The 25,896-nt window shown below is 51.8% G+C and carries 27 protein-coding genes; 14 read left to right on the forward strand and 13 right to left on the reverse strand.

From position 1 onward, the window contains the following. Positions 1 to 39 precede the first annotated feature (39 nt). The 6 genes from HN413_06085 (at position 40) to HN413_06110 (ending at position 4,393) form a co-directional block, all read left to right on the forward strand. Positions 40 to 237, forward strand: a complete 198-nt coding sequence (locus HN413_06085; protein MBT3389961.1) for a hypothetical protein — start codon at positions 40 to 42, stop codon at positions 235 to 237. 17 nt (positions 238 to 254) lie between these two features. Then, entirely contained in the window at positions 255 to 1,124 is an 870-nt protein-coding gene (locus HN413_06090; protein MBT3389962.1) for a GNAT family N-acetyltransferase, read from the forward strand. 74 nt (positions 1,125 to 1,198) lie between these two features. Beyond that, positions 1,199 to 1,819, forward strand: coding sequence for a hypothetical protein (locus tag HN413_06095; protein MBT3389963.1), 621 nt, complete (start codon positions 1,199 to 1,201; stop codon positions 1,817 to 1,819). An 81-nt stretch (positions 1,820 to 1,900) separates the two neighbouring features. Beyond that, positions 1,901 to 2,743, forward strand: a complete 843-nt coding sequence (locus HN413_06100) for an alpha/beta hydrolase (protein ID MBT3389964.1) — start codon at positions 1,901 to 1,903, stop codon at positions 2,741 to 2,743. Then, a complete protein-coding gene (locus HN413_06105) occupies positions 2,740 to 3,447 on the forward strand; it encodes a CPBP family intramembrane metalloprotease (GenBank protein ID MBT3389965.1) in 708 nt (235 codons plus the stop codon). Before HN413_06100 ends, HN413_06105 begins: the two co-directional genes overlap by 4 nt. Before the next feature lie 229 nt (positions 3,448 to 3,676). Beyond that, on the forward strand, positions 3,677 to 4,393 hold the full coding sequence (locus HN413_06110) for a DsbA family protein (GenBank protein ID MBT3389966.1): 717 nt from the start codon (positions 3,677 to 3,679) through the stop codon (positions 4,391 to 4,393). Between the two features lie 57 nt (positions 4,394 to 4,450). On the opposite strand, the gene HN413_06115 is transcribed toward HN413_06110, so the two are convergent. Both HN413_06115 and HN413_06120 read right to left on the reverse strand, forming a co-directional pair. Next, a complete protein-coding gene (locus tag HN413_06115) occupies positions 4,451 to 5,185 on the reverse strand; it encodes a DUF554 domain-containing protein (protein ID MBT3389967.1) in 735 nt (244 codons plus the stop codon). After that, on the reverse strand, positions 5,182 to 5,733 hold the full coding sequence (locus HN413_06120; protein ID MBT3389968.1) for a cob(I)yrinic acid a,c-diamide adenosyltransferase: 552 nt from the start codon (positions 5,731 to 5,733) through the stop codon (positions 5,182 to 5,184). The genes HN413_06115 and HN413_06120 overlap by 4 nt, the downstream gene beginning before the upstream one ends. 184 nt (positions 5,734 to 5,917) lie before the next feature. On the opposite strand from HN413_06120, the gene HN413_06125 reads away from it, so the two are divergent. After that, complete coding sequence (locus HN413_06125) at positions 5,918 to 7,981, forward strand: elongation factor G (GenBank protein ID MBT3389969.1); 2,064 nt, start codon at positions 5,918 to 5,920, stop codon at positions 7,979 to 7,981. A 194-nt stretch (positions 7,982 to 8,175) separates the two neighbouring features. On the opposite strand, the gene HN413_06130 is transcribed toward HN413_06125, so the two are convergent. Both HN413_06130 and HN413_06135 read right to left on the reverse strand, forming a co-directional pair. Then, positions 8,176 to 8,706 (reverse strand): PH domain-containing protein, encoded by a 531-nt coding sequence (locus HN413_06130; GenBank protein ID MBT3389970.1) that lies wholly within the window; start codon positions 8,704 to 8,706, stop codon positions 8,176 to 8,178. A 164-nt stretch (positions 8,707 to 8,870) separates the two neighbouring features. Then, positions 8,871 to 9,581: a hypothetical protein gene (locus HN413_06135; protein ID MBT3389971.1), complete on the reverse strand. Its 711-nt coding sequence runs from the start codon at positions 9,579 to 9,581 to the stop codon at positions 8,871 to 8,873. A gap of 198 nt (positions 9,582 to 9,779) precedes the next feature. Between HN413_06135 and HN413_06140 the strand changes: the two genes are divergently transcribed. Continuing rightward, positions 9,780 to 11,555: a protein kinase gene (locus HN413_06140; protein MBT3389972.1), complete on the forward strand. Its 1,776-nt coding sequence runs from the start codon at positions 9,780 to 9,782 to the stop codon at positions 11,553 to 11,555. Positions 11,556 to 11,640: 85 nt separating this feature from the next. Here the strand turns inward: HN413_06140 and HN413_06145 are convergent, their stop codons facing one another. The 4 genes from HN413_06145 to HN413_06160 all read right to left on the reverse strand — a co-directional run bounded on the left by HN413_06145 (position 11,641) and on the right by HN413_06160 (position 15,192). Next, complete coding sequence (locus HN413_06145) at positions 11,641 to 12,006, reverse strand: hypothetical protein (GenBank protein ID MBT3389973.1); 366 nt, start codon at positions 12,004 to 12,006, stop codon at positions 11,641 to 11,643. 12 nt (positions 12,007 to 12,018) lie between these two features. Then, a complete protein-coding gene (locus HN413_06150; protein ID MBT3389974.1) occupies positions 12,019 to 12,618 on the reverse strand; it encodes a TetR/AcrR family transcriptional regulator in 600 nt (199 codons plus the stop codon). 106 nt (positions 12,619 to 12,724) lie between these two features. Continuing rightward, the gene (gene lgt / locus HN413_06155) at positions 12,725 to 13,606 is read right to left on the reverse strand and encodes a prolipoprotein diacylglyceryl transferase (GenBank protein MBT3389975.1); all 882 of its coding nucleotides are present in this window, start codon (positions 13,604 to 13,606) and stop codon (positions 12,725 to 12,727) included. 8 nt (positions 13,607 to 13,614) lie between these two features. Next, a complete protein-coding gene (locus tag HN413_06160; GenBank protein MBT3389976.1) occupies positions 13,615 to 15,192 on the reverse strand; it encodes a sulfatase in 1,578 nt (525 codons plus the stop codon). A 399-nt stretch (positions 15,193 to 15,591) separates the two neighbouring features. Between HN413_06160 and pdhA the strand changes: the two genes are divergently transcribed. The 3 genes from pdhA to HN413_06175 all read left to right on the forward strand — a co-directional run bounded on the left by pdhA (position 15,592) and on the right by HN413_06175 (position 18,884). Further along, a complete protein-coding gene (gene pdhA, locus HN413_06165) occupies positions 15,592 to 16,548 on the forward strand; it encodes a pyruvate dehydrogenase (acetyl-transferring) E1 component subunit alpha (GenBank protein MBT3389977.1) in 957 nt (318 codons plus the stop codon). A 102-nt stretch (positions 16,549 to 16,650) separates the two neighbouring features. Next, on the forward strand, positions 16,651 to 17,634 hold the full coding sequence (locus HN413_06170) for an alpha-ketoacid dehydrogenase subunit beta (protein ID MBT3389978.1): 984 nt from the start codon (positions 16,651 to 16,653) through the stop codon (positions 17,632 to 17,634). Beyond that, the gene (locus HN413_06175) at positions 17,634 to 18,884 is read left to right on the forward strand and encodes a 2-oxo acid dehydrogenase subunit E2 (protein MBT3389979.1); all 1,251 of its coding nucleotides are present in this window, start codon (positions 17,634 to 17,636) and stop codon (positions 18,882 to 18,884) included. The genes HN413_06170 and HN413_06175 overlap by 1 nt, the downstream gene beginning before the upstream one ends. 61 nt (positions 18,885 to 18,945) lie before the next feature. On the opposite strand, the gene HN413_06180 is transcribed toward HN413_06175, so the two are convergent. After that, positions 18,946 to 19,644: a hypothetical protein gene (locus HN413_06180; GenBank protein ID MBT3389980.1), complete on the reverse strand. Its 699-nt coding sequence runs from the start codon at positions 19,642 to 19,644 to the stop codon at positions 18,946 to 18,948. A gap of 12 nt (positions 19,645 to 19,656) precedes the next feature. After that, positions 19,657 to 20,376, reverse strand: coding sequence for a hypothetical protein (locus tag HN413_06185; protein ID MBT3389981.1), 720 nt, complete (start codon positions 20,374 to 20,376; stop codon positions 19,657 to 19,659). A gap of 180 nt (positions 20,377 to 20,556) precedes the next feature. Between HN413_06185 and HN413_06190 the strand changes: the two genes are divergently transcribed. Continuing rightward, positions 20,557 to 20,976: a response regulator transcription factor gene (locus tag HN413_06190; GenBank protein MBT3389982.1), complete on the forward strand. Its 420-nt coding sequence runs from the start codon at positions 20,557 to 20,559 to the stop codon at positions 20,974 to 20,976. Further along, positions 20,973 to 21,545, forward strand: coding sequence for a hypothetical protein (locus HN413_06195; protein MBT3389983.1), 573 nt, complete (start codon positions 20,973 to 20,975; stop codon positions 21,543 to 21,545). Before HN413_06190 ends, HN413_06195 begins: the two co-directional genes overlap by 4 nt. Here HN413_06195 and HN413_06200 read toward each other — a convergent pair. Genes HN413_06200 through tgt form a run of 3 tightly spaced genes read right to left on the reverse strand, consistent with a single transcriptional unit; the run spans position 21,537 to position 24,269 of the window. Then, positions 21,537 to 22,208, reverse strand: coding sequence for a hypothetical protein (locus tag HN413_06200; GenBank protein MBT3389984.1), 672 nt, complete (start codon positions 22,206 to 22,208; stop codon positions 21,537 to 21,539). The two genes, HN413_06195 and HN413_06200, sit on opposite strands and share 9 nt — an antisense overlap. A 56-nt stretch (positions 22,209 to 22,264) precedes the next feature. Next, positions 22,265 to 23,128 (reverse strand): undecaprenyl-diphosphatase UppP, encoded by an 864-nt coding sequence (gene uppP, locus HN413_06205; GenBank protein ID MBT3389985.1) that lies wholly within the window; start codon positions 23,126 to 23,128, stop codon positions 22,265 to 22,267. 43 nt (positions 23,129 to 23,171) lie between these two features. Continuing rightward, positions 23,172 to 24,269, reverse strand: coding sequence for a tRNA guanosine(34) transglycosylase Tgt (gene tgt, locus HN413_06210; GenBank protein ID MBT3389986.1), 1,098 nt, complete (start codon positions 24,267 to 24,269; stop codon positions 23,172 to 23,174). Positions 24,270 to 24,429: 160 nt separating this feature from the next. Between tgt and HN413_06215 the strand changes: the two genes are divergently transcribed. Continuing rightward, the gene (locus tag HN413_06215; GenBank protein MBT3389987.1) at positions 24,430 to 25,782 is read left to right on the forward strand and encodes an L-lysine 6-transaminase; all 1,353 of its coding nucleotides are present in this window, start codon (positions 24,430 to 24,432) and stop codon (positions 25,780 to 25,782) included. The last annotated feature ends 114 nt before the right edge of the window (positions 25,783 to 25,896 follow it).

Below are 25,896 nucleotides of genomic sequence, written 5' to 3' on the forward strand. Positions count from 1 at the left end.
TATGACGACGCCATACAGGATTACGCAGCTTCCGCGGATTTGCTTAAAAAAATAAATGCTGATGAACTTCGCCTGGACGTGATGAAATCGCTCTCGGCGTTACAACTCAAAACCGGGCACTCGCTGGAGGCATTAACAACCATGCAAGCGGGCGTAGATGGTCTCAAAAATCCCAAAATGCGGCATCGGATATTACAACGCCTGCTCGATATGCCCGCAAAGCTGATGAAGCGATAAAGCGAGATTGTCTAAGCATGACTACGTATGCCCCAACACTACGCTCCCAAATTGCAGTTCGATCAGCCACAGAGGATGACCGACAAAAACTGGCTACACTGATCCATTTCAGCCCCTATGTACACCGGCATCTCGATTGGCGCTCTCCGCTGGATTGGTTAGGGAAAGAACCATTTTTATTGGCCGAGCGCGACAGCCAGATTGTGGCCGCTTTGGCCTGTCCGCCCGATATACCCGAACTAACCTGGGTGCGCCTGTTCGCTGTTTCGCTGGCGCTGGATTTGGATGAAGCCTGGGAAACGCTGTGGCCCGTGGCCTACCGCCAGATGGTTGGAAATGCCCCTATTGCCGCGCTCCCACTTCAGAGCTGGTTCCGCCGCATCCTGGAAAGTAGTCATTTTGATCATGCCAATGATGTTATCATGCTCAAATGGAGCGATCACGGACAATCCTTAAAGGCAAAGCCATGCCATGAGGATTATTGCATCCGCCCGATGGGGTATGATGACCTTTCAGCGGTTCACAATCTCGATGCTCAGGCTTTCAATCCCGTCTGGCAGCACTCCATCGAGCTTTTAAAAATTGCTTTTCAAAATGCTTCTTTCGCCACCATTGCCGAAAATCGTATCGGAATTATTGCCTATCAAATTTGTACTGTAAATGGCGGCAGCGGGCATTTGGCTCGACTGGCGGTGCATCCACAGGCACAACGCAGCGGTGTGGGCTATGGATTGTTGCGAGATGTCCTCAATAACCTTCGCCAGCGTGGCATCCGTCACGTTACCGTGAACACGCAAACAAGCAATCAGGCTTCTCTGTCACTGTACGATAAAGTTGGATTTCAACCAACCGGCGAAGTGTATCCCATTTATGCATTTGAGGCCTGAATGGGGCATGGAATTGCGGACTCCTTTCAGGCTGATTCTGTTCATAAGGTGTGTTCAACCTTCGCGGAGGGACTATGGTAGCACAAGAAAACGCGGTCATCGTTAACGCATTAGTACGGCAAGCGTTGGTAGCTGCACAGGAAGTGATGGGCGAAAACGGGCTGAATGCGGTGCTGCGCGCCTCCGGTTTAAAACGATTTATTAATAATTTTCCACCGGATAATCTGGAACCCGGCATCGACGCCTGGCAATATGCGCGTTTTAATGAAGCTGTTGAAGAATTTTACGGGCGCGGCGGGCGCGGCATTCTCAAGCGTATCGGGCGGGCATCTTTTCAATATGCGATTCGCGAACAATCTACCTTGATGGGCATCGCGGGCGTGGCACTCAAAGCATTACCCAAGAAACAGCGTGTAAAATTTATACTGAATAGCATGGTTGACGCGCTCAAGAAGAGCAATCCCCAGGTTGAAGCCTGGGCCGGTGACAAAGACGGCAAGCTGATCTATGTCGAGCGCACCTGTGCCATCTGCAACGGACGCACCAGCGATAAGCCCATTTGCCATTTGTATATTGGCTCGCTGAGTGAGGCGATCAAGTGGGCTACCGGTGATGATTATATTGTCCGCGAGACAGCGTGTATCGCCATGGGGGATGATTTCTGCCAATTTGAAATTGACGATCCCATTAAATGAGTAAGAATCTGACGATTCAGAAGTCAGTTTGAATGGCTCAGGTTAATACTTGTGCAAGAATCGAATTTTATGAGGAAAACAATGGAAACTTACTTGGAATATTCTTTAGCCGCAGAAGGCCGCGATTTGTTTGCCTGCTATTGGCGACCCGAAGGCGAAGTGCGCGCTGTGGTGTGCCTGGTGCATGGTCTCGGTGAGCACAGCGCTCGTTACGCGCACGTTGCCGCGGCTCTGAATCGAGCCGGATATGCAGTAGTGGCGCTTGACCAACGCGGGCACGGGAAAACCCCCGGGCCGCGCGGCCATGTCAAAACGTATGATGTACTGCTGGATGATATTCAGCTTTTACTCGTCGACGCCGCGGACCGCTTTCCGGATGTTCCCATATTCTTGTATGGGCATAGCATGGGAGGAGGCCTGGTGCTGAATATGGCTCTGCGCCGTAAGCCCGCACTGGCAGGCGTAGTCGCTACTGCCCCCTTATTGCGGCTGGCTTTTGAACCGCCTCCCGTGAAAATATTCCTGGGACGCATGATGGATAAAATCAAACCCGATTTTACTCAGGCCAGCGGTCTTGAAACTGCCGCTATCAGCCGGGACCGTGAAGTTGTCTATGCCTATGAAAACGACCCGCTGGTGCATGATGCGATCTCCGCGCGGCTGTTCACAGGTACTTTTGATTCTGGCTTATGGGCTTTGGAACATGCCGCGGAATTTCCCTGCCCGTTGTTGATGATGCACGGCTCCGAAGATCGCCTGACATCCGCTCAGGCCAGCACGGAATTTGCCGCCGCGGCCGGGGAGCTATGCACGTTCAAAATTTGGGATGGCTTGTATCATGAAATTCACAATGAGCCTGAACAAGATCAGGTTTTGACCGTTATGGTTGCTTGGCTCGATCAGCATATGGGAGCAGCGATTTGATCGCAGCCCAGGAAACTGAAACGCTCCCAGAAACAGAGGCGGTTCCCTGGGATGCGCGTGATGCCTGGCTCGGTGCCGGGTTACTATTCTTTGTAATGCTTGGGCTGTTGGTGTTTTTGTATTTCCTGCCAAATTTGGATATGAGCCTGATTCTGGCGGGCAGTGAACTGGCGTTGTTAGTACCCGTATGGTGGCTGGCTGTGCGTAAATATGGCGCTTCCTGGCGCACATTGGGGTTGCGAAAATTTACTCCGGTGGCGCTGGGAATTGGCTGCGGGTTGATGATTCTCTCTTGGGGTTTTAATCTGGTATATAGTCTTTTTCTGGCATTATTTAATGCGCGTGCGCAGCCTGATTTTTCGCCCATTTTTGCCGATGCATCTTTCCCCTGGTTGATTCTTGTGGCTGGCGCAGTGATTGCCCCATTTGTGGAAGAGATTATCTTCCGGGGCTTCATTTTTGCCGGATTCAAAGCGCGCTATGGTTGGGTAAAAGCCGCTGTGCTGAGTTCTGGCCTGTTTGCGATCATCCATTTTCAACCCCTGGCAATCATTGGCATCTTCTTGATGGGCATGATCTTCGCATTTCTGTATCATTACAGTGGCTCAATTTGGCCGGCAATTATCATGCATATGTCCACCAATCTTTTGGCGTTGGGGGCCGCACTAATATTAGCGCGTTTCCCGGAACTGGCTGGCGTCTGACCTTCAACAATTGTTTTTAGGCTTTGATCGGCTCGTTGAATGAGAAACTGCTAAGAGTTTGAGCAGTTTCTCTTTTATTTTCTGGACAAGCCGCGCGGGTCGTGGCAAAATGCTTCATAGAATGGGGATGTGCGGGGCGCGGCTCATTTCGCATGTCCCAATTTTGTCGAAACTTCCTCTGCGAAAGCGTAAGCCTGAGCAGTCACAGAATAATTCTTTGGAGGTATTTATGCAAAGTCGTCAAGCAATACAAGCGCGGCGTCGTCAGCGGCAGAAACAGCAGCGTATGACGATGGTGATGGTCATTAGTGGCGTGGTTCTGATTTTGGCTGCACTCTTGATGCTGCCGTCTATTCGATTGGCAATGACCCCTGTGGGTGAGATTATTCACCCTGAGTTGGTAGAACGCCCCCTGGTGGATGGCAGCGCAATGGGCGATCCGAATGCCCCGGTTGTCATTCATGGATATTCAGATTTTGGCTGTGGACATTGTGCCAACTTCTCAGAAGGTACCGGACTTGAAATCGCAGAAACCTATGTGGCTTCCGGCCAGGTTTATTTTGTAGATCACAGCGTGGGGCTTTTGCTGGGGTCTGAGGTTTCTTTCCAGTTAGCTGAGGCCGCTTATTGCGCCGCCGATCAGAACAAATACTGGGAATTTCACGATTATATTTTTGCTAACCAGCTCACAATTTATTCCTCCACCAATGTCCCCGTTGAGAAGTATGTAACAGCGTTTGCAGAAGCGATTGAGTTAGATATGGATGCGTTTTCAAGCTGCTATAAATCTAACGCCCATCGCGACCAGGTTCAACAAGACCAACTGGATGCTGTGCAAGCGGGCATCAATTCTACGCCCAGCTTTACTGTAAATGGTGAGTTGCTCATCGGCAATTTGCCCTTCGCCGATTTCCAGGCCGCTATCGAAACTGCGTTGTCGCAGTAAATCTTTTTTCTTCAGGCATAAAAACGGGAGCGCTGTATACACGGCGCTCCCATTTTTTTACATCGAGGCAAGAATCGCCACAATTAACGGAGCCAACACCAGGGCGGGTAAGAAATTCCCCACCCGGATAGGTTTAATCTCCAGAAGACTGCTAATCGCAATTCCCACCAGCATCAGCCCCCCGGCCGCGGTCATTTCATTCATCATCGCTGTAGTAATCGTAGACTGCGCCAGCGCCGCCATCATACTAATGCCGCCCTGCACCACCAAAACCGTGAGCGACGAGAACAGCACCCCCACGCCAAACGTAGAAGCAAATGCCAGCGCCGCAAAACCATCTAATACCGATTTGATCGCCAACAGGCTGTAATCGCCTGTCAGGCCGTCCTGGATGGATCCCAGAATTGTCATGGGACCGACGCAAAAGAGTAAGGACGAGGTCAGGAAGCCGCGCATAAAACGGATGCGGCTGGCGGACTCGCTCGGGGTGGTTTCTGCGGGTGAAGGCTTTTCGGCACCCCTGGAGAAGCGCGCTTCCAATAAGCCGCCAATCCGATTCAGGCCATCTTCGATGCGCCACCACTCCCCCAAAATGCCGCCTACCAGGATGCTGCCCAGCACAATGATGGGATTCTCGCTATTGAGAAACATCTGGATGCCGATGGCTGCTGTAAAAAGTCCCAACCCTGCTACAACCGTGCTGCGTACGCGTTCGGGCAAGCGCGCGCCGAAAAATAACCCCAACGTTCCGCCAATCAGAACAGTGATAATGTTAATGATGGTTCCGGTCATGATGATTTTGCCAGCGTTGTATTGCGTTGGCCTGCGCTCTGGTTTTCGAGCAGTTCGAGCACAAAGCATAATGAGGATAGCCGGTTAAGATATTGGAGCAGATAGATGTTTTCAATGCTCTGTCGGTGATACAGGCCAGCCACGCGGCGCTCTGCTCGGCGCACGACGGTGCGGGCAATATCCAGCATGGCTCCGGCTGCGGTGTCGCCGGGGACAATGAACTCTTTAGGGATGATGACCTGCTGGCTGATCGTTTCGATCTGTTCTTCCAGCCAGGCCACGCGCTGGCTTTCGATCGTTCGGAAGCGGTGGGCGTGTTCGCGGCTGGCAGAAACCTCAGCCATGAGCTGATATAGATCGCGCTGCACCTGGATGATGATAGGTCCGCTGAGCGGATGCATGCAAGTGTTGCGTGCGGCTCCTAGCGCCGCGTTGGCTTCATCAATGCTGCCAACGGCCTCGGGGCGTGGGTGATCTTTGGAAACGCGCTCCCCACCCAGAATTCCGGTGGTGCCGTCGTCGCCTTTTCGGGTATAGAATTTACTCATGGGCGCAATTATAACCGCGATACTATGAAGATCGTCCTAAAAAATCTGCTATACAGCCATACACGAATTTGGGTTTTTACCATATAATTGTCCAGCTATAATAATTGGCTTTAGCTGAGTGGTTTGAGAATTGCATATATGCACAAAACTTCGCCGAAATTTTTCTAAGGAAGGTACCCTATCCATGAAAGAATATAAAACCGAAAATATCCGCAATATCGCTCTGGCTTCACACAGCAGTTCAGGAAAAACCATGCTGCTTGAAGCCATACTACATGTTACCGGTGCAACAACGCGTTTGGGGCGGATTGAGGACGGCTCTACTGTTTCCGATTATGAAGATGAAGAAATTCGGCGAGGGATATCCCTTTCCACTTCGATGGTCCCCGTCGAGTATAAGGAGTTCAAGCTAAATTTTCTGGATACTCCTGGATATACGGATTTTGTTGGCGAAGTCATTTCGGCGCTGCGAGTCGCCGATTCGGCATTGCTGGTGGTCGATTCGGTGGCCGGTGCAGAAGTGGGCACCGAGATTGCCTGGAATTATTGTGAGGAATTTCAACTGCAGCGCGCGATTGTGATTAATAAGATGGATCGCGACAATGCCGATTTCAAAAAGGCTTTGGCTTCGGTGCAGACGATTTCTGAGACGCGGATGTTGCCCATGCAATTGCCCTGGGGCGAAAAAGCTGATTTCAAAGGGGTGATAGATTTGCTTTCCATGAAGGCCTATGCTGGCGCTGGCGACAAAGCGGAGGATATTCCGGCCGAATATAGCGACGAGGTAGAAGAAGCCCGCCTGGAGTTAATTGAATCAGCAGCCGAAGGTGATGATGAATTGCTGACGAAATATCTGGATGGCGAAGAATTAAGCCCGACTGAGATTATCAGTGGTTTATGCAGCGCTATTTGTGCAGGGGAGTTGGTTCCCGTATTTGTAGCTGCAGCTACCGCTGAAATTGGTTTGTTCCCGTTGTTGGATACATTGACCAAGATGATGCCGAATCCAGCAGAACGACCAGCATCTATAGCCGAAGGCGCGGCTGGTCCCGAAGAATTGCCCATTTCCGATGCAGGGCCGTTGGCCGCGTATGTGTGGAAGACGACCGCTGACCCCTTTGTTGGGAAAATCACGTATTATAAAGTGTATTCGGGCGTCGTCAGTGCCGACAGCCGGGTATGGAACCAGAATGTAGGTGATGAAGAGCGTTTCGGCGGCATCTCACTGATGCGCGGTAAAGAACAAATTTCTGTAAAAACAATCCATGCGGGCGATATTGGCGTTGTTGCCAAACTTGGCGATACATCAACTTCGCACACGCTGTGTGATAAAGGCCATCCGTTAGTATTGCCCGTGCCGGCCTATCCCAATGCGCTCTATCGTGTGGCGGTTAGCCCCGAAACTCAGGCCGACTCTGCGAAAGTTAGCCCCACCCTGACTCGCTTGTGCGAAGAGGATATGACCTTATCCTGGCGTCAGGAACCCAGCACCCGGCAGACGATTTTGCAGGGCATGGGCGGTCAGCACATTGGCGTTGCCATTCGCAAAGCCGAACAGAAATTCGGGACTACGCTGCTGATGGAAGAGCCAAAGGTGCCTTACCAGGAATCGATTACCAAATCTGGCTCTGCACAATACCGCCACAAGAAGCAATCGGGTGGCGCGGGGCAGTTTGGCGAGGTGCATTTGCGGGTGGAACCCCTGCCTGATGAAGATTTTGAATTCGCAAACGAAGTATTTGGTGGCGCCGTTTCACAGAATTATATGCCCGCGATTGAAAAAGGTGTGCGCAATGTGATGCGTGATGGTGTTATCGCCGGGTTCCCGGTTCATAATGTAAAAGTAGCGGTTTTCGATGGGAAAGAACATCCCGTTGACTCGAAACCCGTCGCGTTTGAAATTGCTGCCCGTGAGTGTTTTAAGCTGGCTATGCGGCAGGCTGCTCCCGTACTTCTGGAGCCGATTATGTATGTAGAGGTTTTGGTTCCTGATTCCAATATGGGTGATATTCTCGGCGATTTGAATACCCGCCGGGCGCGCGTGCAAGGCATGGATACGGATCGCGGCAAATCGACGATCAAAGCCCATGTACCTCTGGCCGAGATGCAGCGCTATACCGCTGATCTCCGTTCTATGACCGGTGGCCGTGGTGTCTTTAGCATGGAGTTTGATCGTTACGAAACCGTGCCTTCGCATCTGATGCAAGAGATTGTTGACGCCGCTCAAAAGGAACAAGAAGAGAAGTAAATTTGCCCTGGTATAAATATTAACAAAACGTCCCTATTCACAATGAACAGGGACGTTTTGTTAATATTATGGTGTCTATTTTGACAATGCCATATTCGCGAAAAGTTTCCGAAATTAGGGGGTGGAAGTGGTGCGTAGCACCACTTCCACCCCCTAATTTCGGGCTTCTTGTTTGTAATATAATATTTGTCAATCTACATATATTCTCGAAATTGTAAACCGTAGCGGCTACGGGCTTCCAACCATGCTTTGCGCAGCAACTCGTAGATTTTTTCGGGATCAGGAATATTGCGCAATACAATCTCTGAATCGGATGGGTCTTGCCCGCGGATGGTAATATCACCCATGCCCATCAGGCGCTCGCCCATATTTTGCTTGAAATCAATATCCTGGATACGAATTAACTCATAATTTTCGACTTTGCGAGCGATCAGCCCGGAGACGAGTTTGATGCGTTCTGTGGTGATGATATATGATTCTACAACAGACAGAAAGGGGCGGCCTTTCCACAGAATTTTCTCATCTGTACCCAGTGCGGGGGTTTCGGTGTTATTCTCCATTTCAGTGCCGATAATCGCGTCAAAAGCAACCAGCATATTATCGGCAATTTTATTGACCAGCGCTTCCTGCTCTGCCTGGTTGATGATAGAAAGGTCTACCTGGCTTTGAGCAATCGCTTGCCAGATATTGGCAACAATTTGAGCACGGATTTTATCAACAGACATAGCTGCCTCCAGATTGATTGGTTATGGTGAGATGATTATATTTTACCTGAGGGGAACCAAAAAAAAGAGATGAGTTTGGTGGTATGACAACAAACTCATCTCTTTTGTGATAATCCACATCCCCTCAAAGTTGAGGGGATGTGGATTTGGAATACGGTTTTTAATTAGCCGCCGTTGTTGTTGCCTCCGGGGCGTTGTCCACCGGGTTTGCGTCCACCAGGCTGTTGACCACCATCGGGGCCGCGGAATTCACCGCTGCCGATCTGGTCGGCCTGTTCCTGGGTGATGACACCGTCGGCGATGGCTTCATCCAGGGCCGCTTGTTGGGCAGCCTGCATCTCAGTCTGGAAATCTTCTTGGGAGATACCTAGCTCATCGAGCAAATCCGGGATGCGCTGACCCTCTGCCAGAGCTGTTTGCAACTCTTCTGCGCTCATCCCCAACGCTGTGGCAAGCATGGCTTCTTGATCCATATAGTCTTGCAGCGCCTGCCGAGCGATGAAATTATCATACTCTTCCTGAGTGATCTCGCCATCCGCCAGCGCTTGCTCCAGTGCGGCTGTGTGAGCGCTTTGTTGGGCGGCAGTGAGCTCGTCTGCGCTGATGCCCAGGGCGGTCGCCAGGGCGGCTGAAAAATCGCTGCTTGGCCCGGCGCTATTGGAACGTACTTCTTCCATAGCAGCCTGGAGTTCTTCAACTGTGATGCCCAGTGCATCGGCCAGATATTGGTTATCGCCAGAATTCTGCGAGGGACCGCCTTTTCCGTCGGGGCCGGAGGCGTGATTGGCATCGAGGGGCGCAAACGCCAGGGCGCTCAGCGAGAGAACGGCAATTGTGCCGATTATTAAAACATTGAACCATTTTTTCTTAAACATCGTTTGTCTCCTTTGTGTACGAATGTTTTATTGAATTCCGAAGCTTTGTTCGGAGTGGCTAAAGGATAACAAGGAGATGTTCAGAAAATGTTCAGGAAGCATGAATAAATTATGGCTTCAGCGTGAGTGTTTGATGAGTTTTGTATTAGAATAAGATGTGTGTATATTGTGGCAGGTGATCAACAAGGATGAGACAAAATGCAAGATAGCGATCAAACTCATATAGCTAACCCGAAACAATCGGATGATACTGTACTTAGTGTCGAAGATGCGCTGGTTGGGCATACGCTGGGGGCGTATCAATTGACAGAACGTTTGGGGCAGGGCGGCATGGCAACGGTTTATAAAGCTTATGAACCGGTGCTGGATCGTTATGTGGCGGTGAAGGTATTGCCGCAATTTTTTGCCAACGATCCCAACTTTATGCAGCGTTTTCAACGCGAGGCCAAAGCTGTGGCGCAGTTAAATCATCCCGCAATTGTGCCGGTATACAGTTTTGGTGAAGATAAATCGATTACCTATATCGCCATGCAATATGTGGCCGGGGGCACATTGAAACAATCGCGCGGTCAAGTTCACAGTCCGCAAGATGCCATTCGCTTGATTTTGCCCGTGGTGCAGGCGCTGGCTTTTGCCCATCAGCGCGGCATCATCCACCGCGATATCAAGCCCAGCAATGTGCTGCTTTCAGACGGCAAATGGCCGTTGCTGGCTGATTTTGGCCTGGCGAAAATGGTCGAAAACTCGGGTCAACTCACCGGTACTGGCGTTGGGGTTGGCACACCGATGTATATGTCGCCGGAACAGGGCGAAGGACATCCGGTAGACCATCGCACCGATATTTACTCGCTGGGCATTATGCTTTACGAAATGCTCACTGGCGATGTGCCTTTCCGTGCCGATACGCCAATGGCAATTGTAATCAAGCATATGACGGCGCCCATGCCAATGCCGCGGGCTGTCAATCCGGCCATTCCAGAAGAGTTGGAGCGCGTGATTCTGAAAGCAACCGCTAAAGCCCCGGACGATCGCTATCAGACTGCCGATGAGTTGGCAACCGCGTTGGAAAATGTTCAGGCTCATTTAGGACAGATTATCGCATTTTCGGAACAGAAAACCGTGACGGCTGAACGCCCCCAGGTGGTGGATGATGCACCTGCGTCGCCGCGGGGGAATTTGTTCCGAAAAGTGGGCTTTACGCTGCTGGCTGCGTTGGGGATTCTCTTTCTGGGGGTGGTGTTGATGGGCGTTTTCGATATTTGCCCACCCCCGGGGCCGTGGCCGATTCCCCCGTGGTGCGAGGGTTCACCCTATCAATTGCCCAGCATTGGCGAGATAGATGCGCCTGCGCCCACCCCTGTGATCTCAGAAGGTGTACTGGGAGGAATTTTATTTCAGGACGATTTTGATGGCAGCATTTCGCCGCGTTGGCAATTCACGGCGGAGCATTATCTCAACCCCTGGCAGGCAGATACCTTTGACGGTCGCAGCGTGATGCGCACGATTCCACCATCACAGGCCGGGGGGATGAATGTGGCTGAAATTCGAGGTACCAGCTGGGAAAATTACGCGATCCAGTTTGATTTTTTCTTCGAGAATCCCGATGAATTCGGCGCTTATTATTTTTGGCTGCGTGGGCGCATCACCGATTGCCCACCGACGATGGCAGCGATGCAGGCTTATTCTTTATTGATTTCGCCCGATAAGATTTGGGTTGACAAAGCAATATGTCAGGAAGGCTCTGGCTATGTTTTGATAAAAAACGACCGTAATTTCATGCTTGAGGGCTGGCACACAGTGCAATATGTATTTATTGACAATCGGATTCAGGTTTATATCGACGGTGAAAAATATCTCGATTATACCGATGCCGATGAACCCTTTGGAGGTGGCGATCTCTGGATTGAGACCAGTGGTGAAAGCGAGCTTTTAGTGGATAATCTGGTTATTTATGAGGTTGTTGCCGACGAATGATGATGGGAAATTGACCACATGCGGGGAATCAAAAAATAAGGGTATGGGGCGCTTCGCGCCCCATACCCTTATTTTTTTGAATCTTTTATTCGATAGATTTTCGTGTTAGCAGCCAATACAGGCCGAATAGCAACCCAGGGAGTGAAAAAAGCATGAAAAATAGCCCGCTCGGCAGATTGCCTGAAAAGAGCCAATTGGAAATGTAGAATAGCAGCAAGCTGCCGAGCGTAATCGCAGCGCCCAGTCCAGTGCGCCACCAGGCGATCAGCATACCCACGATGACGCCAAACGGGAAGAAGAGTAACCCAATCCATTCTTTTGCCGAAAGCGCCGATGGATTGCCAAAACCGCCCTCGCCAACCATAAATAGCAATAACACCGCTATTACGACCACACTTAGTAGCCGCGCGGTCCACAGCAGAATCGACATGAAGTTGGATTTTGCGGGCATAGCAGACATTTGTTACCTCACTTTCAACCCATCAAAATAGATTTGGGTTCCGGTTTTGATATGTTTGGGGATGTCGACTGCGTCCGGGTCATAGATCGAGAGCAGGATTGTGCCCTCAATAATTGCTCCCAGGGTTATGGCCGCATCTTTGGCATCATAGGGCCGCAGTTCGCCATTATCAATGCCTTGCTGTATGATAACGGTCAGATGTTCGGTGTACGTTTGAAAATACTTGCGAAAACTTTGCTGGACAAATTTCTTATGGAAAACCAGACCTAAAAATTCATAGGCTATCGGGAGCAATCGCATCCACTCTTGAATATCCTCGATGGTCAGAGTAATGAAATGTTCCAGGCGTTCAAGCGCGGGCCGATCATTGCTTTGAAGTTCACGTAAGCCACGAAATTCGCGTTCAAACAGACGATCTAGAATTGCGATAATGATTTCGTCCCGACTTTTGAAATACCAATATACGGCCCCCTTACTGAGATTGGCCTCACCGGCAATATCATCCACGCGTGCTTTGTGCAGCCCCATGCGAATGAAAACACTTGTGGCAGCATCTAAAATCTGGTTTTTACGCGCTTCACTTACATCCGGCCGCGGAGACATAGGTTTTGCTCCTGATAACTGACTTGCTGGTCGATTATAGATTATCGAAAAACTAGAGGACTGTCAAGCAGGAAGCAAATAAGTGATTGCCGAAGTAACAAATTGACTAATATTTTTTACGCCGCTTTTTGGGGAGTTTATACTTCTCGGGGCCAGGGGAAAGAAATGATATTTTTATCACTTTGTTGCGCACCAGTAGCCATACCAGGCCCGCAATTGCCAGCAATAGATAGATCAGGCGCGACCAACTGAAATCGGTGCCGGGGATGCGCGGCTGGTCGGGGCGGAAGACTTCAATGAACACGCGCCCCACGCCTGCCAGCAGCATCCAGGCAGCGAAAGCGGCTCCGGGCTTGAATTTATCCATGAATTTGCGTGTCAACCACAAGATTAATCCCGCGGCGAGAAAATTCCACAGCATTTCATAGGCAAAGGTGGGGTGAAAGCGCGTCGTCGCTTCGGGGTACAGCGTTAGATCGTTCCAGGGGGGCATACGGTGCAATGCATCAATGGCAATGCCCCAGGGTAAATTGGTGGGCGGCCCGTAAAGCTCTTGATTGATGAAATTCCCCAGTCGGCCAATCGCCTGCCCGATCAGCAATGAAGGCGCAATTGCGTCGAGTAGCAGGAGCATATCGGCGCGGTTGCGGCGGGCGTAAAGATACACTGCAACCAGTCCGAAGACAAAAGAGCCAAAAATGTGCAGTCCGCCTTCCGAGATGCGCCAGATACGGGCGGGCTGATCAATAAAAATGCGCCCGCCCCCCAGAATATCATTCACTACATACCAGAAGCGCGCCCCAATCACTGCTGCGGGCAGCGCCCACAATAACGCATCCCAAACCCATTCGGCTTTACCACCGCGGCGCACGATTTCTTTTTCGGCGATCCAGGTTGAGAGCATAACCCCCACGGCAATCAACAAGCCGTACCAGCGAAATGCCAGTTCCAGGCTGCCAATGTTGAATGAAAAAATAACCGGATCCATAATTTCTCCTACTCGATATACCCAAGTCCGCGCAAACGCTCTAGCACGGCTTCGTCTGTGAGATTGTCTGTTTTTGTTGCATGCGTATCGCTCGCCCGGCGTTTGATGGCGCTGGCTGTATGTTGGTCGAGTGCGGCCATTAATATTTGGCGCATTTCGTTGGTTTCAATCGCCTGGCTCTCGAAAGGGTCTTTTTCCAAATCAAAGAGCTGGTCGTGCACATTTTCGACACGATAAAGTTTATTCGACTGCTGAATCACAGTACGATGGATGGCCTGACAGTGGAACGCGGCCATTAATTCGGGTTCGTGCTTGCGCATAATCTGGATAATATTATCGGGGGGGAACGCTTCGCTGAATGTGAGGGGCTGATTCTGCTCATCGAAGTTGGGGCTATGCCCGAGGCTGCGCGGGCGTGTTTCAGCATTTTCGGGCGAACGCGTAGCAACCGTGCGGATGCCCACCGCATCGAGAACGGTGTCGAATAACCGGGTGGTAGAAACCACCCTCGAGACGCGTTCGCCGCGCATCTGCCCAGGGGAGCGAATCACCAACGGGACGCGGATCAACTCCTGATACAGCCCCAATCCATGCCCCATATATTGATGTTCGCCCAGCATTTCGCCGTGATCTGCCACCAGGATGACCATTGTATTCTCGCGGTGATTTGGCGTATCCAGCGTGTTGAACAGGCGGTGCAGCAGATGATCTTGATAAGCAATCTCGGCATCATACATCTGGCTCAGGGTTTGTGCTTCAAGTTCGGTATACGGAGTTTCCAGCGGCAGCAGCCAGCGCAGCGCCTGTGTGTTATAGATACGCATAAAATCCCGCGCGGCAGGCTCGTCTTTGATGATCGGTGCGAATTGACGCACGAATGGGTCGGGCGGCGAGTAGGGCAAGTGGGTTTCCATCAAATTCAGGAAAACGAATTGAGGCGTTTCAGGGTTGGAAAGATTTTGCTGAATAAATTGCGTGGCATCCATGATGGATGCGTTCGTATCGCCTTTGAAATTGGCGTAGCGCGTCCATAGCGATACCAACCGGGGATTGAGGATGACCTGAAAGACATCGGGGGATGAAGCTACCGCTTGCTGGATGGGTGTGGCAATGCGGTCAATCAGGTTACGGTATCCATTACGCAGGCCGGTGAGTAACTGGAGCGTTTTGTGGCCGTTGTGCCCATTGCTGGATGGAATTGTGGGAACTGTGCCGCCGTAATTATAAAAGGCATCGAAGCCGCGGCGCAGGCCGTTGTTGAGCACACCTACCAGCGGATTGTTGCAAAAACCGGTGCTCGTATACCCCTTTGTTCGCAAATACTCAGTGCTGGTGGGGAATGTGGTGTGCAGCGCTGCCCCTGATTGCACAACCTGATGGGTGCTGGGATATTCCCCGCTAAACATGGATGCGTGCGAAGGAATCGTCCACTGAGCGGGTGCGATAGCATTCTCGAAGAGCGTGGCTCCCTGGGCAAAAGCGTTGATGTTGGGCGAAGTTGGTTGCTTGTACCCATAGCTGCCCAGGCGGTCTGCGCGATGGGTATCGAGAACGATGAAAACAATGTTAGGAAGTTGGTGAGTCATAGAAATAGTGCTGGTCAAACCCCGCAGGGTTTTAGTAGAAATTAGAAGGGAAATATTTAGAAAGCCCAGGATTTTTTAGAGCCGTGGAATTTTACCATAGCCGTAACTACTCAGCCCGGCGAACGAAACATAATTTCGATGGCAAGTTTTGCAACGGTCATTGCGCTTTCAATCGTCGAACCGAGAATATTCTTATGGAAAATTAAGACCGTTTTGGTATAATTAGGATGAAATATCTTGTAAATACTGTAACGCCGAGATCATCTCGGTGTTATTTTTGTAAGCTTTGCAAGTTCGTTTGCCGGGGTGGGAACCCAAATAGGCTGATTTCCAAGACATGAGCGGATCAACCCTGGTTTTATAGCTTCGCCTTTGGGCGAATAGAAGGAAAAATATATTATGGAAAAACAAGATCACCTGGATATTTATTACCAGATGGTGCTTATTCGCCGCGTGGAAGAACGCGCCGCCGAGTTGTATCAGCAAGGCAAGATTGGCGGATTTTTGCACCTGTATATTGGCCAGGAAGCCGTCAGCACCGGCTTGGTTGCAGCGCGCAAACCGCAGGATCGCATTATCACCGCCTATCGCGATCATGGTGTTGCGCTGAATGTGGGGATGAGCGCCAACGAAGTCATTGCGGAGTTGTTGGGGAAGGCTACCGGCTGCTCAAAGGGCAAGGGCGGCTCGATGCACATGGCCGATGTAGAGAAGAATTTTTGGGGCGGACATGCCATTGTGGGCGCGCATCTGCCCATCGCCGCCGGGATGGCCCTGGCGGATCAGTATACGGAGAGCGACGGCGTGACCATTTGCATGTTTGGCGATGGGGCTACGAATATTGGCTTCTTCCATGAAGGTGTTAATCTCTCGAAAGTCTGGAATCTGCCCGTGCTGTGGGTGTGCGAGAATAATCAATATGGTATGGGCACCACCATCGAGCGCGCCTCCGCTGTTTCGGAGATTCGTCAGAAGGCCGAAGGCTACGGCATCCCCAATGAGCGCGTGGACGGCATGGATGTGATGGCTGTGCGTGAGGCCACCCTGAAAGCGATGGAGCATATCCGCAGCGGGGAAGGCCCCTACTTTTTAGAAATTATGACCTATCGTTTCCGTGGCCATTCGATGGGCGACCCGGAACGCTACCGCGAATCGGCCGAGATCAAAAAATGGCAAGAAAACGATCCTATCGGGATTTATCGTACCTATCTCAAAAAAGAGAAAATCGCCACGAAGAAAGAACTGGATGTCATTGACGATCAAATCACGGAAGAAGTGCGAGCCGCGGTGCAATTTGCTGAATCTAGCCCTGATCCCGCGCCCGAAGCTTTATTTGAAGATGTATATGCCAATTAACCGCAGATAAACACAGATGTACACAGATAACAAAATATCAGCGTTTATCCGCTTGCATCTGCGGTTCTCCTATCCAGTATAGGATGACAATAGGAAAAAACTATGACCGAAACCAAACGAATTACCATGCGCGAGGCTATCTCACAGGCCCTGTGGGAAGAGATGGAGCGTGATGAAAAAGTATTTATTATGGGCGAAGAAGTTGGCGTGTGGGGTGGAACCTACGCTGTAACTAAAGGCTTCTTCGATCATTTTGGCCCCAAACGCGTGCGCGATACCCCAATTGCCGAAACTGCCATCGTCGGCGGTGGTGTTGGCGCGGCGATGGCAGGCCTGCGCCCGGTGGCTGAATTAATGACGATCAACTTCGCTTTCGTGGCGATGGATCATATCGTCAATGAAGCCGCCAAGATGCGCTATATGTTCGGCGGGCAGATGTCTGTTCCGCTAGTCATCCGCGCTGTGGGCGGCGGCGGGCGGCAATTAGGCGCTACACATTCACAAACCCCCGACGCCATTTTTGCCCACTTCCCCGGCCTGAAAGTCATCGCCCCTGGCACCCCTTACGATGCCAAAGGTCTGCTCAAAGCTGCTATCCGCGCCGATGACCCCGTGATGTTCATCGAGCACGCCACCATGTACCAGACGCGCGGCGAAGTCCCCGTGGATGAAGATTATCTCGTTCCGATTGGCAAAAGCAAAATCCAGCGACCGGGGCGCGATGTCACCATTGTGACCTACGCCAAAGGGCTTGATCTCTCGCTCAAGGCCGCTGATCAGCTTGCCAAAGAGGGCATTGAAGTCGAAATCGTCGATCTGCGCACGCTGCGCCCGCTGGATATGGAGCCGGTGATCGAGTCGTTCAAGCGTACCAACCGGGCTGTCGTCGTCGAGGAAGGCTGGCGCTCGTATGGCGTCGGCTCGGAGGTTGTCTCGCGTATTTACGAGGAAGCCTTCGATTATGTCGATGCCCCCATTCGCCGCGTGGCGCAGACAGAAGTACCTTTGCCCTATAATCAGGCCCTCGAACAAATGGCGCTGCCGCAGGTTGCCGATGTGGTCAAAGCCGTCAAGGAGGTGTTCTAATGGCCGAACTCGTTACGATGCCCAAGCTGGGTTTCGATATGGCCGAAGGTGTTCTTGTCCGTTGGGTGGTTGCCGAGGGCGGCGCTATTGAGCGCGGGCAAGTTCTGGCCGAAATTGAAACCGACAAAGCCACCGTGGAGGTCGAATCGGCCTTCAGCGGGGTTGTTTTAAAGCACCTTTCTGGGGAAGGTGATGTGCTGCCCGTAGGCGCGCCGATCAGCGTGATTGGTAACGCCGGTGAAGCCGTGGATGTGGCTGCCCTGACGGGCGGCGCGAACCAGCCCGAAGGGGCGACTCCTGCCCCTGAAGCAGAATCCAGCCCCGAGGCCGCCCCGCCAGACTCCCCCGCGGTGGGCGCGTCCACCCCGGAGGAGGGTCAACTCCCCGGCGGCGTCAAAGCCTCCCCCATCGCCCGCCGCATGGCTGCTGAACATTCTCTCGATCTGAGCGCTATCCGCGGCAGCGGCCCCGGGGGACGCGTCATCAAAGCCGATATCGAAACCTTCTTGGCAAAACCGTCCGACGTCCGACGTTCGACGTCCGACGCAATTGGCCTCCCGTCTTCCGATGAAACCGTAAAGCTCACCAAACTCCGCACCGCCATTGGCCGCCGTATGACCGAGTCGAAACAGCAATTGCCGCATTTCTACGTCACCGGCGAATATGATATGGCTGCCCTGATGGATTTGCGCAAACAGGTGAATGTTGCCCTGGTTGATGCGGGCGAAAAAGTTTCCGTCAATGATTTTATCGTCAAGGCCGTGGCGCTGGCTTTACGCCAGTTCCCCAACCTGAACGCCTCGCTGAAAGATGGCGCGATCTTGCGCCATGGGGAGGTCAATGTAGGCGTAGCTGTCGCCGTCGAAGGTGGCTTGCTGACGATTGTCAACCGCCATGCCGACCGTAAATCCCTGCGCCAGATTTCAGCGGACACGCGGGCCATGGTTGGCCGGGCACGTGAAGGTAAAGTGCGCCCCGATGATATCGAAGGCTCGACCTTCTCAGTGAGTAATTTAGGCATGTTCGATGTTGAGAACTTCATTGCCATCATCAATCCCCCCGAAGCGGCGATTCTAGCTGTGGGGGCAGTGCGCTCGGTGCCGGTCGTCGCCAATGGCGAGATCAAACCCGGCCTGCGCATGAAAGCGACAATCTCTGTCGATCACCGCGTCAGCGATGGCGCCGAGGCGGCGCAATTTATGCAAGTTTTCGGAAAATACCTTGAAAACCCTTTGAATATGATTGTGTAAATTAAAAAAACAACCCTCCCTCGATTTCGAGGGAGGGTGTAGGGGTAAGGGGGTTTATGAATTATGCGTCCGGGTTAATCACTTTGATGGTTGTCCAGAACCAGCCATTGGCTGCGGTACCAACCCCAAAGATTTCACCTTTGTCGCTTTTAATCATCCAGTAATTGGTGTAAGTTCCGGGAACGTCAGGAGCTTTCATCAGGATATCGACATGCACATAGCTCCAGGTGGGGAGGCTGGTGATGCCCATCGGGATTGATGCGCCTGCGCCCATTAAATCGCCCTGGGCGAAACGTAATTCGTAATTCTGGTTCCATGTACATGAACCGGTGTTTTTGATGCGAAACGTTTGTGTGAAAGTGCGCCCAACGAAGACAACGTCATTATCTTGTACCGTTTTGGTTTCCAGATTGGCCCGGTTACAGGGCATATTGCTGGTAGCCGTCGCGGTTGGCGCTTGCGTGGGTGGAATTTCCGGCGTTGGCGTAAATGCCTCTGTTGGAATTTCCGTGGGGGGAATCTCAGTAGGCGCTTCTGTGGGCGGCGGTGTATATGCTGCGGTAGCGGTCAGTGCGGCGGCTTCGGCGGTTTGTGTCAGTTGCGCATAAACCGTCATCACAGCCTGTGTGACAACTGCGTTGGGGTCTTCATCGGCGGCAGGCTGTGCCTCTGGCGGCGCGTCAGCAGATGTTGTGATGCTGCACGCGGCCAGTATAGCCGCAAATATGAAAATGAGCGAAATAAGTGTTAGCTTTTTCATTTTGGATCTCCTCTATTTTTCAGCCACAACCTTGATCTCAACCCAGAACCAGCCCTTTGCATTGGGGCCGATACCAAAGATTTTCCCATCGTCGCTGACAATCATCCAATTACCGCGGTAGGTACCAACTTCCAGGGGGGCCTTCATATCCACTACGATATTTAAGTAGCCCCAGGTGGGGATGGTTCCGTCCGGGAAGGGGATCGATGATCCCGCGCCCATAATCTCACCATCAACCCAGCGTAAACTAAAATTGCCGTTCCAATCGCAAGAACCGATATTTTTTAAGCGCCATTCTTTTTGAAATGGTTGGCCTTGTAAAAATACAGTTCCATCGGGCACCGATTCGTATTCCAGATTGGCGTGATAGCAATTTTTGTCGCTGCTCGTAGCATTATTTGCTGGAGCATTATTTTCAGCTGGGGCGGGTTGCTCTCCAGCAGCTTCCGCGGCTTCAGCCGTCAGGGTGCCTTCAAAAACATTGGTGGGTGTTTCGGTTGGGGGAACGGGAGTCGCCGTGGGGGGCGGCACAGGCGTTGATGTTGCTGTAGCTGTGGCAGCCGCAGCCATACTTTGGAGCGTACTGGTCAACTGGGCATAAACTGTTTCAAGCGCAAATGTTACCTTTTGATTAGGGTCTGCTTCGGTAGCAACGGCCTCGCTGCTGTTACAGGCAGCCATCAAGCTTGCCACTACCAATAGGACTAGAATGATCAGAAATTTTCGTTGCACGTGTATCTCCTTGTGCGATTTTTACTAACAGAAATAAATCGCGGCAAAATATTATCCTAATTATACTCAGAATACTGAATTTACCCAGGAGTAATCTCGAACCGCAAAATCTGCAGTTTTTTCGCGTAGCTTACCCTGTGCATTGTGCTACTTTCGTGTACAATGACTTTGGAGGATAACATGCTGAATTACAGAAGTAAACCCACTATCCTGGTGATTGATGATGAACGTGATACTTTAAGCCTTCTCAGCATTGCGCTGGAAAAAGCGGGCTTTTCACCAATCACTGCTGCATCATGGGATGAAACCGCGCAGAAAATTGAGGAAAATTATCAAACTGGCAGGCCGATTGCTGCGGTAGTACTCGATCTGATGATGCCGGAACGCTCAGGGTTTGATATTCTTCGCTCGCTGCAAGTTGTCCTGACGCCCATGCCGCCGGTGATTATGCTGACAGCCGTGACAGCTTTCGAGAAACAAATTGAAGCCAGAGAATTGGGTGTTGCTCGCTATCTTACAAAGCCTACCACGCCGCAAAAATTAGCGGATACTATTCGTGCTGTGTTGGCCGAGAAACCGAAGAGTAAGAATACACCATGAAAACTTCACTCGCCTATGATTTGGGATATATTGAAGCCGGATTGGAAGAGTTGGAATCTTATTTGCTTGGCAATGATTTATTTTGGCCTTTGAACGCGCCCTCGCCGATTGGGGAACCGCCCTTCGGTCAATTGACCCTGGGTGGGTTGCTGCTCGCCGTAGCGCGGCTTGGCCCCCGGGCCGAATCCCCACAGCAGCGCGCACAGACCGAAAGCCTGATTGCCCGCCTGGGAGCGTTGCGTACCAAATGGCGCGTTGCCTGGGAGGAGAAATCCGCCTGGGAGTTTCGCTCGCGGCTGCGTCAGTGGGGGCAATATATCCACGAAACACAGGGAGATTTGCCGGAACACGGCGTTTACTACGCTCAAGAAGTGCGTTTGCGCGTGTTGATGGAATTACTGCTCAAAGAAACGGGTCAGCCCGAACCGGCTGACCTTCAGATGCTGGCGATGCTCGATACGATACTGCGCGGCTGGCTGATTGTGGGGGATTTTCTCTGGGGTGAAGATTTGCGCGCAGGCTTCCCGCGAGAAACTTACTGGTATTTGTGGGGGAATATCTTATGGTAATGCGTTCTGCAAGCAAGCCAAAAGTTGGCGCGTAGCCCCTTGGGGTTCGGTGGCAGTTAACGCCAGAATCGGCTGTCGCAGCGCCTGGGCATAATCCAGGCCGGGATCTGCGGATTGAACCTCGGATCGTAGCCAATGCTCGGAACTGTAGCCTACGCTCCCCGGGGTGGTAGCAATTGCTTCAAGCATGGCCTCAGGATGAGGGGCGATTTTGGTGTGTGGCGAAGGCTTCGCGCCTTTCAGCACCACCGTATCGAAGGTGGCGCGCATCTCATCACCAGGGGGATACGCCCAGGTTTGGTATTCGGCATTCAGGTGGGTATAGTGGATCTGCACATCAATGATTTCAAGATGAGAGGGTGGAACATCCGGGTGCGCGATCACGACGATAGACTCGTATCCAAGCAAAGTGGCGATGTGCGGTGTTTCTTCGGGGGCAGTGCCCAGCCTGAGATACACCTCCGCAGCCCCAAAATCCAGCCCGGAGGCCGGTGCCTCAGTGACGATCAGCGCGATTTCAGGGTTGTCTAAAGCGCAGAGATTTAGATCCTCCGCAATCCATCCCAGGGCTGGGGTATAACTCACCGAGAGCGTGCGCGGTTCAGCGGGCGGCTCTGAATAATCAATCCCCGAACAGGCGGTCAACGAGGAGATGAAAATCATCACGCAAGCCACGAGACATAATGACAAAAAACTGCGCATAGGCAACATGGGTGCAATTATAACAGAATCAGCGCCAGATTGAGCAATCCGAAAATGAGGCAATAGATTGCAAAGATATATAACGGGCGCTGGCTCAGGTAGTGCAGCAGCCAACGGATGGCGATATAGCCAACTATTGCTGCGGTGACGAACCCGGCGAAATAGGCGTTCAGCAACGATGTGTAGTTGGGGATTTCGATCAGTTTCAACACGCCAATCACACCTCCTGCCAGCATGATCGGGATCGAGATCAGAAACGAGAAGCGCGCCGCCGCCGGACGCTGCAAGTTGCGCGTCATCCCGCCCGCGATGGTTGCGCCGGAGCGCGAAACCCCCGGGAAAATTGCCAAAATTTGGAACGCGCCCACGATGAGAGCATCCACCCAGGTGATTTTTTCAAAGCCCCGGTTGCGCTTGCCGATCTTTTCCGCGATGAGCAGCAGGGCGGCAGTTACCAGCAAAAAGCTGGCCGTAGCCAGAGGGCTGCCAAAGGCGCGCTCGAATGTGTCGCTGAAGAGCAAATATGCCGCCCCGGCGGGGATCGTCGCCAATACCAGATACCAGCCCATACGCGCTTGCGGATCGCCAAACGGCTCTTTTTTCCACAGCCCGTTGAATACCGCGCGTGCGATGTGCTGAATATCATCCCAGAAGTAGGCGAAGACCGCCAGTAGTGTGGCGACCTGCACCAGCACGTCGAAGGCAAAAGCGTCTTGCGGGGCGATCTCCCAGCCGAAAAGATGTGGGGCCAGCACCAGATGCCCAGAGCTGGAGATGGGCAGAAATTCGGTAATGCCCTGGATAATACCGAGAATAATGGTTTGGAGAATGGTCATAGGAATTGTGAATGAGATTTGTTGATAATGAAGCCAGGAAGCCATGAGAAATTTCCTGCATTCCTGGTTTCTTTATGGATAGACCCGATTATTGCGAAAAATACGCCTGTGTGAACCGGTCAAACTCCCCGGCTATAATCGCCTGCCGCATTTCTTGAGCGAGATGAATTAATGTGTGCAAATTGTGAATCGAGAGCAAGCTTGAGGCCAGCATCTCCTTAACGCTCACCAGATGCCGCAGATAGGCGCGGTTGAAATTCTGGCATGTATAACAGGTGCAGCCTTCAACCAGAGGGCGCGGGTCACGAGCATATTCGGCTTTGCCAATATTGATGCGCCCGCGTCTACTGAAGGCTGCTTTGTGGCGCGCCAGCCGTGTGGGCAGCACACAGTCAAAAATATCCACGCCGCGCAGCACCCCATTGACCAGATCGTCGGGCGTGCCAACCCCCATCAGGTAACGCGGTTTTTCCTCGGGCAGCACGGCATTCACCACATCCAGGATGGTATGCATCTCCTCTTTGGTTTCGCCTACCGAGAGCCCACCAATCGCATTTCCGGGGAAATCCAGCCCGGCGATAAATTCTGCCGATTGCTGACGTAGTTCGGGAAAAATGCCGCCTTGCACAATCCCAAATAACGCCTGATCGGAGCGCGTTTTGGCGTTCAGGCTGCGTTTGGCCCAGGCATGTGTGCGTTGCATGGCGATTTCGTTGTAGGCGCGATCATAAGGTTCAGCGCATTCGTCAAAGGCCATAATAATATCGGCCCCCAAATTCTCCTGAATCGCAATCGAGCGTTCGGGGGTCAGGCGGTGCAGCGAGCCATCCACGTGGCTCTTGAAGGTCACGCCCTCATCGTCGATCTGGTTAATGCCGCCCAGCGAGAAAACCTGAAAGCCACCCGAATCGGTCAGGATGGGGTGCGGCCAATTCATGAAGGCGTGCAAGCCCCCCATTTCGGCAACCAACTCATCCCCCGGTCGCAGGTAGAGATGATAGGTGTTGGCGAGAATCAGGCTGGCCTGAATTTCATCCAGATGGGCGGGAGTCAGCGATTTGACCGTAGCCTGAGTGCCCACGGGGGCGAAGATCGGGGTGGGGATGTCGCCGTGGGGGGTGTGGAACACGCCCGCACGGGCGCGCCCATCTTGGGCAAGCTGTTTGAACTCGAAGGGTGTACTCATAGCGGTCGAGATTATACCGTAGATGTGATAACTGCCGCTGCGAAATAAGTCAATGTCTTCCTGTCTGGCCTCCCTCTTGTTGGGGATGGATTATAAGAATATAATCCATCCCGAAATCACCAAGAATTCCCTACCGAAAGTATTGGAGAAAATTCCCGGCATGAATCCATCCCAAGTTCATCAGGCAATTGGCAGCTATATGCTCGCCGATGGTAGTACGATCGTCTTTGATGCAGAGCGCTCTCACGGCGCTTATCTGGTTGATGCTGTAACAGGGCGCGAGTATATCGATTTCTATACTTTTTTTGCCAGTATTCCAGTGGGCTATAACCATCCCCGGGTAAAGGATCCAGAATTTTTAGAAAAAATAACCCACGCTGCTATTCACAAGCCCGCGAGTGCAGATATTTATACGCCTGAAATGGCGGAATTTGTGGAAACTTTTGGTCGCCTGGCGATGCCAGAGTCGATGCCGCATCTCTTTCTGGTCAGTGGCGGTTCTCTGGCCGTGGAAAATGCCCTTAAAACCGCATTTGATTGGAAGGCGCGCAAGAATTTCGCCGCCATGGCAAACGCCGACCTTCAGACAGCCCTTCCAGCAATGATAGATGGGCTGGGGTCCAAGGTGCTCCACTTCAGGGAGGCGTTTCACGGTCGTTCGGGCTATACCATGTCATTAACGAATACGGATGACCCCCGTAAATATATGTACTTCCCGAAGTTTGATTGGCCGCGCATCGTTAATCCAAAACTTCGTTTTCCGATGGATGATGAAGTAACCGAAGAAGTTTCCAGACTCGAAGAGATTGCTTTTATTCAAATCCAAACTGCGCTAAATCAATATAAGGGTGATATGGCTGCATTGATTATCGAAACCATTCAGGGCGAGGGCGGCGACAACCACTTTCGGCCTGAATTCTTGCGCGAGCTACGCCGCCTGGCTGATGAGTACGAATTCTTGCTCATTTTCGATGAAGTACAGAGTGGTATGGGCGTCACCGGGAAAATGTGGGCTTTTGAGCATTATGATTGTCAACCAGATATTTTCGCTTTTGGGAAAAAGAGCCAAGTCTGCGGGATTGTTGCTGGAAAGCGTATTGAAGAGGTCAGCAATCACGTATTCGCCGAGTCCAGTCGCATCAATTCCACCTTTGGCGGCAATTTGGTCGATATGGTACGTTGCACGCGCTATTTAGAAATTATTGAGGAAGAAAATCTCCTTGAGCATACCGCCAAAGTGGGCGATAAGATGATTCGTGAATTGCAGTCTGTAGCGGATGAATCGAAAGGGTTGATGACTAACGTGAGGGGCAAAGGTTTTATGATTGCCTACGACCTGCCAAACCAAAGAAAACGAGATGGGATGGTAAAGAAACTTTTCGAGAATGGCCTCCAGGTACTAAAATCAGGTAACCGCTCGGTTCGTTTCCGCGGTATGTTGGATACTTCTGAAGAAGTTGTTGATAAGGCGATGGAGATCATCGCCAGGAGCATTCCGACTTCGACAATGTAGATATTAGGGTTGTTCCCAAAAAACTACTATCTCGGCATCCCTCGCCTGCGGTGGGGAAAAGTCGCAAAAAAGGGTGTGCATGGGGTGCACAGCACCCCATGCACACCCTTTTTT

Source organism: Chloroflexota bacterium, from assembly GCA_018648225.1.
Taxonomy (GTDB): Bacteria; Chloroflexota; Anaerolineae; order Anaerolineales; family UBA11858; genus NIOZ-UU35.

Bases quoted from the DNA above. Each gene is read 5' to 3' on its own strand.
- HN413_06095 (MBT3389963.1), top strand. From the start codon at position 1,199: ATGGTAGCACAAGAAAACGCGGTCATCGTTAACGCATTAGTACGGCAA.
- HN413_06200 (MBT3389984.1), bottom strand. From the start codon at position 22,208: ATGATTTTCATCTCCTCGTTGACCGCCTGTTCGGGGATTGATTATTCA.
- HN413_06130 (MBT3389970.1), bottom strand. From the start codon at position 8,706: ATGTCTGTTGATAAAATCCGTGCTCAAATTGTTGCCAATATCTGGCAA.
- HN413_06190 (MBT3389982.1), top strand. From the start codon at position 20,557: ATGCTGAATTACAGAAGTAAACCCACTATCCTGGTGATTGATGATGAA.
- HN413_06120 (MBT3389968.1), bottom strand. From the start codon at position 5,733: ATGAGTAAATTCTATACCCGAAAAGGCGACGACGGCACCACCGGAATT.
- lgt (MBT3389975.1), bottom strand. From the start codon at position 13,606: ATGGATCCGGTTATTTTTTCATTCAACATTGGCAGCCTGGAACTGGCA.
- HN413_06160 (MBT3389976.1), bottom strand. From the start codon at position 15,192: ATGACTCACCAACTTCCTAACATTGTTTTCATCGTTCTCGATACCCAT.
- HN413_06180 (MBT3389980.1), bottom strand. From the start codon at position 19,644: ATGAAAAAGCTAACACTTATTTCGCTCATTTTCATATTTGCGGCTATA.
- HN413_06115 (MBT3389967.1), bottom strand. From the start codon at position 5,185: ATGACCGGAACCATCATTAACATTATCACTGTTCTGATTGGCGGAACG.
- HN413_06135 (MBT3389971.1), bottom strand. From the start codon at position 9,581: ATGTTTAAGAAAAAATGGTTCAATGTTTTAATAATCGGCACAATTGCC.
- HN413_06215 (MBT3389987.1), top strand. From the start codon at position 24,430: ATGAATCCATCCCAAGTTCATCAGGCAATTGGCAGCTATATGCTCGCC.
- HN413_06170 (MBT3389978.1), top strand. From the start codon at position 16,651: ATGACCGAAACCAAACGAATTACCATGCGCGAGGCTATCTCACAGGCC.
- HN413_06100 (MBT3389964.1), top strand. From the start codon at position 1,901: ATGGAAACTTACTTGGAATATTCTTTAGCCGCAGAAGGCCGCGATTTG.
- HN413_06125 (MBT3389969.1), top strand. From the start codon at position 5,918: ATGAAAGAATATAAAACCGAAAATATCCGCAATATCGCTCTGGCTTCA.
- pdhA (MBT3389977.1), top strand. From the start codon at position 15,592: ATGGAAAAACAAGATCACCTGGATATTTATTACCAGATGGTGCTTATT.
- HN413_06110 (MBT3389966.1), top strand. From the start codon at position 3,677: ATGCAAAGTCGTCAAGCAATACAAGCGCGGCGTCGTCAGCGGCAGAAA.
- HN413_06090 (MBT3389962.1), top strand. From the start codon at position 255: ATGACTACGTATGCCCCAACACTACGCTCCCAAATTGCAGTTCGATCA.
- tgt (MBT3389986.1), bottom strand. From the start codon at position 24,269: ATGAGTACACCCTTCGAGTTCAAACAGCTTGCCCAAGATGGGCGCGCC.
- uppP (MBT3389985.1), bottom strand. From the start codon at position 23,128: ATGGCTTCCTGGCTTCATTATCAACAAATCTCATTCACAATTCCTATG.
- HN413_06140 (MBT3389972.1), top strand. From the start codon at position 9,780: ATGCAAGATAGCGATCAAACTCATATAGCTAACCCGAAACAATCGGAT.
- HN413_06175 (MBT3389979.1), top strand. From the start codon at position 17,634: ATGGCCGAACTCGTTACGATGCCCAAGCTGGGTTTCGATATGGCCGAA.
- HN413_06195 (MBT3389983.1), top strand. From the start codon at position 20,973: ATGAAAACTTCACTCGCCTATGATTTGGGATATATTGAAGCCGGATTG.
- HN413_06150 (MBT3389974.1), bottom strand. From the start codon at position 12,618: ATGTCTCCGCGGCCGGATGTAAGTGAAGCGCGTAAAAACCAGATTTTA.
- HN413_06145 (MBT3389973.1), bottom strand. From the start codon at position 12,006: ATGCCCGCAAAATCCAACTTCATGTCGATTCTGCTGTGGACCGCGCGG.